This window comes from Lactococcus cremoris subsp. cremoris NBRC 100676 (assembly GCF_001591705.1).
GTDB lineage: Bacteria > Bacillota > Bacilli > Lactobacillales > Streptococcaceae > Lactococcus > Lactococcus cremoris.
Map to the genome: position 1 here is coordinate 24,442 of NZ_BCVK01000024.1, position 10,762 is coordinate 35,203.

The 10,762-nt window shown below is 35.6% G+C and carries 10 protein-coding genes and 1 pseudogene; 1 reads left to right on the forward strand and 10 read right to left on the reverse strand.

The window, feature by feature from the left end; genetic code table 11:
- Nucleotides 1-36: 36 nt before the first annotated feature.
- Nucleotides 37-914, reverse strand: a pseudogene (locus tag LLA01S_RS05755) (ABC transporter ATP-binding protein).
- A gap of 288 nt (nucleotides 915-1,202) precedes the next feature.
- Between LLA01S_RS05755 and LLA01S_RS05760 the strand changes: the two are divergent.
- Nucleotides 1,203-1,760: a TetR/AcrR family transcriptional regulator gene (locus tag LLA01S_RS05760; protein WP_011675975.1), complete on the forward strand. Its 558-nt coding sequence runs from the start codon at nucleotides 1,203-1,205 to the stop codon at nucleotides 1,758-1,760.
- A 32-nt stretch (nucleotides 1,761-1,792) separates the two neighbouring features.
- Here LLA01S_RS05760 and whiA read toward each other — a convergent pair whose 3' ends face one another.
- From whiA to LLA01S_RS05805, 9 genes are all read right to left on the reverse strand, one after another.
- Nucleotides 1,793-2,710, reverse strand: a complete 918-nt coding sequence (gene whiA, locus LLA01S_RS05765; RefSeq protein WP_011675974.1) for a DNA-binding protein WhiA — start codon at nucleotides 2,708-2,710, stop codon at nucleotides 1,793-1,795.
- 95 nt (nucleotides 2,711-2,805) lie between these two features.
- Nucleotides 2,806-3,789 carry a gluconeogenesis factor YvcK family protein gene (locus LLA01S_RS05770; RefSeq protein WP_011675973.1) on the reverse strand — a complete coding sequence of 328 codons (984 nt, stop codon included), beginning with the start codon at nucleotides 3,787-3,789 and terminating at the stop codon, nucleotides 2,806-2,808.
- On the reverse strand, nucleotides 3,786-4,673 hold the full coding sequence (gene rapZ, locus LLA01S_RS05775; RefSeq protein ID WP_011675972.1) for an RNase adapter RapZ: 888 nt from the start codon (nucleotides 4,671-4,673) through the stop codon (nucleotides 3,786-3,788). The genes LLA01S_RS05770 and rapZ overlap by 4 nt, the downstream gene beginning before the upstream one ends.
- A gap of 64 nt (nucleotides 4,674-4,737) precedes the next feature.
- Nucleotides 4,738-6,183 (reverse strand): cardiolipin synthase, encoded by a 1,446-nt coding sequence (gene cls, locus LLA01S_RS05780; RefSeq protein WP_032949960.1) that lies wholly within the window; start codon nucleotides 6,181-6,183, stop codon nucleotides 4,738-4,740.
- Nucleotides 6,184-6,374: 191 nt separating this feature from the next.
- A complete protein-coding gene (locus tag LLA01S_RS05785) occupies nucleotides 6,375-7,064 on the reverse strand; it encodes a Crp/Fnr family transcriptional regulator (protein WP_011675970.1) in 690 nt (229 codons plus the stop codon).
- Nucleotides 7,054-7,593, reverse strand: coding sequence for a hypothetical protein (locus LLA01S_RS05790; protein WP_011675969.1), 540 nt, complete (start codon nucleotides 7,591-7,593; stop codon nucleotides 7,054-7,056). The genes LLA01S_RS05785 and LLA01S_RS05790 overlap by 11 nt, the downstream gene beginning before the upstream one ends.
- 14 nt (nucleotides 7,594-7,607) lie before the next feature.
- The gene (locus tag LLA01S_RS05795) at nucleotides 7,608-7,835 is read right to left on the reverse strand and encodes a heavy-metal-associated domain-containing protein (RefSeq protein WP_061777972.1); all 228 of its coding nucleotides are present in this window, start codon (nucleotides 7,833-7,835) and stop codon (nucleotides 7,608-7,610) included.
- 69 nt (nucleotides 7,836-7,904) lie between these two features.
- Nucleotides 7,905-9,767, reverse strand: coding sequence for a heavy metal translocating P-type ATPase (locus LLA01S_RS05800; protein ID WP_061777973.1), 1,863 nt, complete (start codon nucleotides 9,765-9,767; stop codon nucleotides 7,905-7,907).
- A 188-nt stretch (nucleotides 9,768-9,955) separates the two neighbouring features.
- Nucleotides 9,956-10,762: IS982-like element ISLll1 family transposase (locus tag LLA01S_RS05805; RefSeq protein ID WP_061777974.1), on the reverse strand; the 807-nt coding region annotated here is incomplete at its 5' end.

A 10,762-nucleotide genomic window follows, 5' to 3' on the forward strand; every position in this document is an offset into this window, starting at 1 on the left:
GCCCTAAACAAAACACCTGTTTTATAAGCTTCCCCCTTACTGGTAATGACGCATAAAGAGGTCTTCAAGCGTTGGAGGAGTTGATTCAAGTTTATGTACTCATATTGTAAAAGTGTTTTTAAGATTTCATCAATTGAATCTGAATCAGCCTGAAAACTTGCTTCTCTGTCAATAATCTGCAAATCATGAACAGAAGCTAATTTTTCTAAATCATGAGGAACTTCTTCCGTTATAACCTTATACTGATACCTTGTCAAATGTCGTAAATCTTCAAGAGAACCCGTCTCAACGATTTCACCCTTTCGAATAACCGCAACTCTATCAGCTAACTTTTCAACCTCTGATAAGATGTGACTGGACAAAATGATTGCTTTTCCCGCTGTTTTTAATTTTTCCACTTCTTTTTGAAAAATGGCCTCCATCAATGGGTCTAACCCACTGGTTGGCTCATCAAAAATATAAAGTTCAGCCTCCGTTGCTAAAGCTGCAATAAGCGCAATCTTTTGGCGATTTCCTTTGGAATAAGAGCGAACTTTTTTCTTTGGATTCAAATCAAATTTTTTTATCAGTTCATCCCGCTTCTCTTTGTTAATTTGTCCATGAAGTTTCAAAAACAAATCAATTGTCTCTCCACCCGATAAATTGGGCCAAAGATAAACATCTCCTGGCACATAAGCAATTTTTTTATGGATTTCAATTGAATCTTGCCAGACTTCTTTACCAAAAATTTGAGCCTTCCCTTTTGTTGCTTTAATAATTCCAAGTAAAATCCGAATATTTGTTGATTTACCTGCACCATTTGGTCCAATATAACCCAAAACTTCACCAGAATTAACCTCAAAAGATACATTTTTTAAGGCCTGAAACTTTCCGAAATTCTTTTGAAGTCCACTGACTTCGACAATTTTCGCCATTTTGTTCCTCCTTGATTAGCTTGATAAATTTGTACTCTGAACTATTCTTATACTTATTGTTCATATTTTACCCTTAACTTTTATAGAGTTCAAGAAAAGTTATCTAAAAATACAACCAATAACCTTTTAACAACCCTCTTTTCAAAATATAAACTATTTTATTTTTATAGTTCATATTGTACTCTTTTATTTGAAATAGTTCAACAATAAAGTTATAATTTTGTTATATGTAATTTCTATAAAAAATTTACTGACAGATTACTCTGTCAGCTAGAAAGTGTGTTTGTAGTGAACCAAACTGAACAAAAGAAAAAAGCAATTTTAGAAATCACTTTTCAATTACTAAACGAAAAAAGAATAAAAGATATAAAAATCGAAGAAATTGCTAAAAAAGCGGTTGTTTCTAAGGTAACTCTTTTCAAATACTATCAAAATAAAAGTCATTTGATGAACTATGTTCTTCTAAAATCTTTTGAGCACATGGTCGATGAAATCGAGGAAATCATTAATGGTGACCTTGATTTTACAGATACTTTTCAGGCTATCATTGATCTTGAATTGAAACAACTTAAAGTGTTCAGTCCTGTTTTTTCAGAAAATCTAATGACTCAATACTCCGAAAGTCCTGATTTTTTTGATACTGATGCTCTTTTACCCCAAGCAAAAATTTACGAAAATCTTTTTGAAAAAGGACAAAAAGAAGAAAAAATTTCTAAAGAATACACTAAAGAAGACTTTCTTTTCATCATAAATATTTTTAATTCTGGAATGAAGGGCTTGTCAATAGAAAGACTTTTAGAAAAAACCGAACTTCTTTCTCGCTTCTTTCTTAATGGTTGGAAATAATAAAAACTGGCTCATTATCAAGCCAGTTTTTATTAACTTTCAACTTTTTTTAAATCATTCGAGCGTTCAACCAGTTTTCTCAATCGATGGTTGACTCCAGATTTTCCCAATGGTGGGTCCAGTAATTCGCCCAATTCTTTAATCGTTGCTTCTGGATTTTCTAAACGTAAACGAGCGATTTCTTTTAAAGAGGGTGGAAGTTGTTCTAATTCTTTTTTTTCATTAAGAAATTGAATAGCATCAATTGCTTCTTGAGCAGCCATTACGGATTTAGCAATATTAGCATTTTCAAAATTGGACTGACGATTAGCTAATCCCCGCATTTCACGCATAATTTTAGCTTCTTCAAATTTCAATCTCGCCTTCATTGCGCCAATCAAAGTCAAAAAATCCATTATTTCTTCTGCTTTTGATAAATAAAGAATCCACCGATTTTTTCGTTCAATCACTCGAGCATTTAAGCCAAAATCTCGAAATATTTCTTGTAAATCCTCAGCATGTTCCTGATAAACATTGGCGATGGATAATTGATACTCCCCTTTTTCAGGATTATGCAGAGCTCCGGCCGACAAAAATGCGCCACGCAAATAGTCTTTTTTAATGAATTCATCATTTTTAACAAATTCAGGGACACCATTATCCAGCATCAGTGAATCAGCCAAACTCAATTCATCTAATAATTCGCCAGCACCCTCTGTGATAAAAACAGTATAAACCCGATTTTTAGAAAGTGTTGTCTTTTGATGAACACGAATCTCTGCATGAATTTCATAGAGTTCTTGAAGCATTTGATAAATGTATTTAGCCGTACCAGCATTTTCTGTCGTAATCGATAAAGTTAAACCATTAAAAATTCCAACAGAGCCATTCATTCTTACAAGGGCAAGAAGGGCACCAGTTGTGGCTAAATTACGGGTTAATTCTTTTTTTACATCACTTGTGAAACTCATAATTTTTTCTATTCAGGTTAAAAAACCCTGTCTTGTTCCTTCCTCTTAAACTCTTTATCCGTTTAAAATTACTGACAAATCCTGTCAGTAATTTTTTAATGTCTAAATTCTTGACGTTGAGAAATGGCAACAATTTCTTTGGCAACAGCTTCTCCATTATGGAAGGCACCACCATCACGCAGTTCCAGAAAATTATTAGAAATTACATTGACTTCTTCAGCCTTCAATGATGCAAAATCATGATCAACTTGGACCAAATACTCATCAAATTTATTTGTATTCATATATTCTTCTGGCACTTCTTGAATATTCACAAGAACTGTATCAATCACTTTTGTTCCAATATGTTCATTCAAAACACGAACGTGGTCAGCATCCGTGAAATGCTCTGTTTCACCACGTTGAGTCATAATATTACAAACATAGATAATTTTAGCCGATGTTTTCCATAAAGCCTCACAGATTTCGGGAATAACAATATTAGGTAAAATTGAAGTGAAAAGTGAACCCGGTCCCAAAACAATCGTATCTGCTTCCATAATTGATTTAACAACATTTCGTGAAGCAATTGGGCTTTCGCCATTGACAGTTTGAGTCAGGTAAACATGGTCAATCAAGCCTTTATAGCCTGCAATTTGGCTCTCACCGCTTACCTCATGACTATCTTTAAAAACGGCATGTAATGTCAATGCTGCATCAGATGAAGGGTAAATTTTCCCTTCAACATGAAAGAATTGAGCCAAGGTTTGAATCGCACGATAAGTTGATCCTTGCATTTCAGAAATTGCGGCAATAATTAAATTCCCAAGAGGGTGTCCTGCCAATTCTCCATCAGATTTATCAAATCGATACTGTAAAATATCGGCATAAAATTTAGGCATGTCTGACATTGCAATCAATACATTTCGCAAATCACCAGGAGGAGCGATACTGACTGCTGAACGAATCCGTCCAGAAGAACCTCCATCATCCGCAACGGTTACAATCGCTGTTAAATCAACTTTTTCTTTACGTAATGCTTTTAGAACGACAGGAATTCCGGTCCCACCACCGATAACGACAACTTTAGGATTGCTCATGAACGATTTACCGTTTCCTTTCTACGGTCTTTGTCTCTATGACTAACATTTAGATGCCACTTTTCTCTTAAAGCAGCAGAAACTCGTTCAGCAAAGGCCACTGAGCGGTGTTGACCTCCGGTACAGCCAAAAGCAATTGTCAAAACTGATTTCCCTTCTTTTTTATAAGCAGGGAGAATCGGAACCAACATCTTCATCAAATTTTGATAGAATTCTTCAGATTGCGGATGTTCCATCACATAATCATAAACTTCTTGATCTGTTCCATTTTTATCACGTAATTCAGAAATATAATGTGGATTCGGTAAAAAACGGACATCAAAAACCAAATCAGCATCCAATGGCAAACCGTACTTAAAACCAAAAGACATCACTTCAATTCGGAAAGTTGATTCTGTACTTGTCGCAAATTTTTGCAAAATTCTTGCTCGAAGATTTCTTGGTGTTAATTCACTGGTATCAATCACTACTTCTGATAAATTTTTTAAATCAGCTAAAATCTCACGCTCTTTAGTAATTCCATCCAGTGTTCGACCATCAATTGCCAGTGGGTGGCTTCGTCTAGTCTCTTTATAACGTGAAACCAATTCAGTATCGTTGGCATCTAAAAACAACAATTTAAAGTTCACACTCGTGTTATCTGTCAATTCGGTCACAATACTTTGAATATCTTCAAAGAAAGCACGCGAACGCATATCAACGACTAAGGCCACTTTATCAATTTTATTATCAGGTGTATTCAATAGCCCAACAAATTTTTCAATTAAATTTGGTGGCATATTGTCCACTGTAAAATAACCCATATCTTCAAAGGATTGAATCGCAACTGTTTTGCCTGCGCCAGACATTCCTGTAATGATTACAATATTGAGTTTATTGTCCATCTCTTTCCTCCATTTTCATCTTATCATTCCAAATGATAATTTTTGCTCTATCTTAGTTTCTAAATCAAAGCATTGGTGCAATTAAGCGAGCCAGTCCTTCTTTAAAACGAATCATCTTTGATCTTTCTTCATAACGCTCTAAAGTCAATGGACGGCTTAACTTCAAGTCTTTCATAAAATCATTTCGCAATTTTTGTGAAATATCATAATCATAAATAACAACATTTGCTTCAAAACATAATTGTAAGCTTCGATAATCCAAATTTGCCGAACCAACTGAGGCATACTCTCCATCAATAATTAACGTTTTAGAATGAACAAATCCATTTTCATAAGTATAAACCTTGGCACCATATTTAACTAAATCAGCGGCATGGAAATATGTCGCCCAGTAAACCAGCGGATGGTCTGGCTTGTTAGGAATTAACATTTTAACTTGTACACCTGATAAAAGGGCCAATTTTATTGACTCATGCAAGGCATCAGAAGGAATATAATAGGGCGTTTGAATGATAATTTCTCGTTCAGCACCAGAAATCATCTTCATGTAAGTCAATTTGATTTGCTCTTTATCCTCATCTGGACCAGAAGTCACAAGTTGAGTCGCTACATGTCCTTCAACAATAGAATCTGGAAAATAAGGTTCTCCCTCAGTCACTTCAAAATGATGTTGTGAATTCCAGTCTAAGATAAAACGATGCTGTAAGCTATAAACAATATCACCAGTCAATCTCAAATGATTGTCACGCCAATATCCAAATTTTTTCGTAATTGAAACATATTCATCACCGACATTGAATCCACCTGTATAGCCAACTACACCATCAATCACAACGATTTTACGGTGCAAACGGTAATTTGTTCGGGGATTAACTAAGGGCATAATCAAGGGGAAAAATTGAGCCACATGTCCACCAGCTTCTTGAAGCTCTTTAAAGCTGGACATTTTAGTCTTATTTGAACCCCAAGCGTCAATTAAAAGTTTCACCTCTACTCCACGTTTTGCGGCTGCCAGTAAGGCATCGTAGATTTCATGACCCGTTCGATCCATTCTAAAAATATAATATTCCATATGGACATGATGCTTGGCTTGATTTATATCTTCTATCAAAGCGTTAAATTTCTGGCGTCCATCATTAAAAATTTTGACACCAGTATTTGTTGAAATAATCGATTTTTCTTCAACATAAAGCATGTGAATTAGTTGACCAATCACATGATTTTTTCTCATTTTTTTAATAAACAATCTATCTGTATATGATTTCTCCGCATGTTCAAGTTGTTTTTCAAAGCCAAGTTGAAACCTTTTACGGTCTTTAAAAATACGATAATGTGAAATTCCACGACCAATGAGTAAATATAAAATAAAGCCTATAATCGGCAATAAATTAACTACAAAGAGCCATGACCAAGTTGCTGCTGTTGATTTTCTTTCCCTAAAAATAATGACAAAGGATAAAATAACATTAAGAAAAAAAAGTGCCAGCTCAAAAAGTGCAATAAAACTCATAATAATTTCTCCCAATCCCCCAGTTTACTCCTTCCATTATATCAAAAAACAAGCCCTTTTGTTGATAATCCTCATTGTTTACTTAGGTTTCATTTTTTCATTAAAAATAAAATACTGACAGAATCAATTCGTCAGTATTTTTTTGATTATATTTTTTCCGTCAGTAAATAAATTTACTGACAGAAATTTGTCTAAGCATATTCATCTTCAAGTCTTTCATAATCTAAAATTTTGAAAGATTTTCCGTAATGCTCGACCAATCCCTTCTCTTCTAAGAGACGAAGTTTCCGGCTGATTGTTTCAGGAGTCGTGCCAATAAATGCTGACAAATCCTTCAAAGTCATTGGAATTTGTACATAAGATCCGTCAGTAATTTTAGCCAAATCCAATAAATAGTTAGCAAGACGCATTTCTACAGATTCCATCATCAAAAACTTGGCTTGTTGCTCCGTTTCATTTTGTTTCACAGCGTTCATTTCAAGAAGACGGAGGGAAAGTTGAGGTTTAGCGAGTAAGAGTTCCGTAAAATCGGATTTTCTGACAAAACAAATCGTACTATCCGATAGAGCTTCGCCAAATAAGTTTTTATTGACAAGGCCGAAAATGGATTTTTCTCCTTCATATCCACCAGGTTCAATCACTCTTAATAGCTGTTCTTTTCCAGTGGATGAGATTTGATATATTTTTAAACTTCCTTTGGCAACTATTGTCAAAAGTGGCTCTGCCGATGGTTGGATAACCGTTTCACCTTTTTTGACTTTTTTGTGTTGAACAATTTCTTCAACTTGAGCAAGCTCATCTGGACTCAAGTCAAAAAAAAGCGGGACTAGCTGGATACAATGGTGGTCACTTAAATGCTCATCAAAATCTTTAATCGTCATCTTCCTCCTCAATAAATTCGCCTATCGTTTTTCCAAGTTCTCCTGCAAAATAGCGAATAATAGACAAATTATAGCCGTAAATCTTGCGAATTGCAAGTTCTAAGCTAAATTTTTCTTCCTTTTGTGCTAGTTTAATCGCTCGTCCGATAAATAAATTTTGGTTCTGAAAATCATTGATAAAGTTTTCTATCAATGCTTCATCTGTCCAATACTTGGCTTTGGGGTCATTTTCAATGAATTTATGATTGCTGACAAATTCGTCAAGCGTCGTTGGGACCAATTCATTTTCATCAAGTAACTGCTCAGAAATAAGATAAAACCATTCGTCTTCTTTTAGGGCAATTTCACGAAATTTTATGCGATAATCTGCACTTTTAGCATAAAGCCCTGCCTGCATCAGACTTATTTTTTCATAAAAAATATTAGACAAAACATGACTCAACATCGCACCAGCAGTTGGTTTATGGTGGTCAATCTCAGATTTTTTGACTTCTGCTTCATATTTTTCATCAATACTTACTTCAATCATTTTTCCCTCCTTGCTCAAACTAGCGTAACTTTTGAGATTTGCACGGGATATCCGAGCTTTTCAACTTTAGTGACTAATTCGTCAGATTTGACGATATTTTCGTCAAACTCAGCTTTGACTTTTGAGGCATTAAACAAAACTTTGGCAGAAATCACTCCCTTTGTCCCAGTCATGGACCCTTCGATTTTTGCAAGACAAGATGGGCAGCTTAGCTCATCAAGTTTCATAATTATTTTAGACATCTTTTTTCCTTCTTTCTTTAACTTTTCTCTTATTTTACCGCTATTCTAATCATAAAAAATTGATTTGTATCAATTAATCTTTTTATTTTTATAAGAAATCAAGCGCATCCCATTTAAAATAACCATCAAAATCGACGCTTCATGAATAAACATTCCCGTACCCATATTGACAAAATTTGGAACAAATCCTGTCCCACCTAAAATCAAGCTGACAAGTAGAAAAATGACGACAGCAATTGCAAGCCCAATATTTTGACGCATATTTCTCACAGTATTGTTTGCCAATCCGTAAGCCTGAACTAACTCAGCAAAACTAGACTTCATCAATACAACATCAGACGTTTCGATCGCAATATCTGTACCAGAACCCATGGCAATCCCAATATCGGCAAGGGCAAGCGACGGACTATCATTAATCCCATCACCAATAAAAGCAAGCTTATGTCCTGACGATTTAAATTCACTGACAATTCTTGCTTTATCTTCTGGCAGCAGATTCGCATGAACTTCATCAATTCCCAATTCCTTTGCAACATTTCTGGCAGTCACTTCATTATCGCCGGTCAACATCACCATTTTCTTCATTCCATTACGCCTTAGGGCTGTCAGCGCTTTTTTAACTTCTGGACGGATTTCGTCAGCAATTCCGTAGATTAATTTGAGCTGACCAGCTTTTGCAACAAGCACGATCGACATCCCTTTTTCTTCTACTTCTCTCAAACTTTGTTTTTGAGAATCTGTCAGTAAAATTTTATGGGCTGTCAGTAATTTTTCATTTCCAATCAATAGGTCATCAGCAATAATTCCCTGACCTTTAATCACATCAAGCTCTTCAATTTTTCCCTTTGTAGCACCACTCCCAATAAACCTGACAATCGCAGTCGCAAGTGGGTGATTAGACTGACTTTCAATCGTAGATATTTTCGTCAGTAAATTTTCGGAAATTTCGCCAAACTCTTTAACTAATACAACCTCTGTTTCACCTTTTGTCAGTGTTCCTGTTTTATCAAAAAGTAAGGTATCGATCCGACTAAAAGTGTCCATCACCTCTCCTCCTTTAATCAATAGACCGTTTTTCGCTCCATTACCAATCGCAGCAACATTAGATACCGGCGCACCAATCACTAAGGCTCCTGGGCACCCCAATACCAAAATCGTAATGGCAAGCTCCAAATTTTGACTCACGAGCCAAGTTAAAATGGCAATCAAAAGCACGACTGGTGTGTAATATTTTGCAAAACGGTCAATAAATTTTTCAGCAGGTGATTTAGTATCTTGTGCTTCTTCAACTAATTCGATGATTTTTCCAAAAGTTGTATCTTCGCCCACTTTTTCAGCAGTCACATAGAGGATTCCATTTACTAAAATACTCCCTGAAAATACTTGCTCGCCACTGTTTTTCTCAATTTCTCGAGACTCTCCTGTGATGGCGGCTTCATTGATAAAAGCAGAACCGCCGTAAACTCGACCATCTACAGGCACCTGACTTCCTGTTTTTATCAGAAGCATATCGCCTACTTTGACTTTGTCAATATCAATCTCTCTTCCATCCGCAAAAAGCGCTCTTGTCGGCGCCATTTGCGACAGTTCTTTAATTGATGACCGCGTTTTTTCAAGCGTTCTTTTTTCCAGATAAGTTCCGAAAGTAAATAGGAAAGTTACAATGGCAGATTCTTCAAATTCTCTAATGAAAATCGCACCCACTACCGCAATCGTAACCAACAAGTCAATTGAAATTTGTTTGAATTTTAAAGCCTGATAAGCGTGGATTCCAATCGGTAACCCACCCAAAATTGAAGCGATGAGCATTGTTAAATTCCAAGCTAATTCATTAGCAAAAACATATTTCCCCAAGAAACCAAACCCAATCAATATCGCTGATGCCAGCATCAAGCGATTTGCATTTTTTTGTAACCATTTTTGAAAAGCCATTTTACAGTATCCTTTTATTTTTATAATTACAGTATAGTTCAAAAACAAAAGAATAAAATTGATTTCTGTCAATAAAAAAACTAGCAAAAAATTGCTAGTATTCAAAAATAGAATGCCGGAAATAATCGAATTTTAAGGACTATTCCAAAAACCTATTATTTCTATAAGGAACCCGAATTGCTAGTTGATTATTTAGCCATGACTTGATACCCGATAGAATATCTTAAAGTCTCTGGTTCCAGTGATTTAGCTGATTTTAACAGTAAAGAATACGCTAAAAGTATCATCTCTAATTTCAATTGAAAACCTTGAGGCGAACGACTTTTACAACGCTCAGCTCCTAGATTTGTCAAAAAAGAGAAAACTCGCTCAATCACTTTTCTACGTTTTGAAAAATTAGGGAAAAGGATTTTCTTTTGCTTCATGTTCTTCCTGACAGGTGTCATTAGATCAATTCCTTCTAATTCCAGCCTATCATGCAGTGACTGACCTAAATATCCCATATCTCCAAGGACTGTTGGTGTCCCAAATTGACTCAACACTTCCTCGGTCATTGAACTATCAGCCATTGAAGCAGGAGTAATTGTGTAGTCTATGACATAGCCTGATTCACTGACTAAAGCATGACATTTACATCCATAGAAGTACTGTCCCTTTGTAGCATTGTAGCCAACATTTGCATAATCTCCAAGACCTTTGCTTCTGAAATTACGAATAGGCTGACACAAAGGAATGGGGAAGCTGTCAATAATGGATACACTCATTCCTTCAACCTCTTTAAAGACGAGTGCTTGGCGAATGACTTGGATACTCGGTAAGAGGGCATTACAACGGCGGACAAAGCGATAATATTCTAGGAAATTAGGAAATAAACTTTGAGCAAGTTGGTGCTTAGCTTTAAGCGTTTCACTAAAATGCAGTACGCCCCAGAGGTAACAAGCGATAACTAAGCAATCTGATGTTGCGAGATGGACGTTCTTTCGGTTTTGAACCCC

Excerpts from the sequence above, each read along its gene's own strand:
- whiA (WP_011675974.1), bottom strand. The coding sequence starts at position 2,710 with ATGAGTTTCACAAGTGATGTAAAAAAAGAATTAACCCGTAATTTAGCC.
- LLA01S_RS05770 (WP_011675973.1), bottom strand. The coding sequence starts at position 3,789 with ATGAGCAATCCTAAAGTTGTCGTTATCGGTGGTGGGACCGGAATTCCT.
- rapZ (WP_011675972.1), bottom strand. The coding sequence starts at position 4,673 with ATGGACAATAAACTCAATATTGTAATCATTACAGGAATGTCTGGCGCA.
- cls (WP_032949960.1), bottom strand. The coding sequence starts at position 6,183 with ATGAGTTTTATTGCACTTTTTGAGCTGGCACTTTTTTTTCTTAATGTT.
- LLA01S_RS05785 (WP_011675970.1), bottom strand. The coding sequence starts at position 7,064 with ATGACGATTAAAGATTTTGATGAGCATTTAAGTGACCACCATTGTATC.
- LLA01S_RS05790 (WP_011675969.1), bottom strand. The coding sequence starts at position 7,593 with ATGATTGAAGTAAGTATTGATGAAAAATATGAAGCAGAAGTCAAAAAA.
- LLA01S_RS05795 (WP_061777972.1), bottom strand. The coding sequence starts at position 7,835 with ATGTCTAAAATAATTATGAAACTTGATGAGCTAAGCTGCCCATCTTGT.
- LLA01S_RS05800 (WP_061777973.1), bottom strand. The coding sequence starts at position 9,767 with ATGGCTTTTCAAAAATGGTTACAAAAAAATGCAAATCGCTTGATGCTG.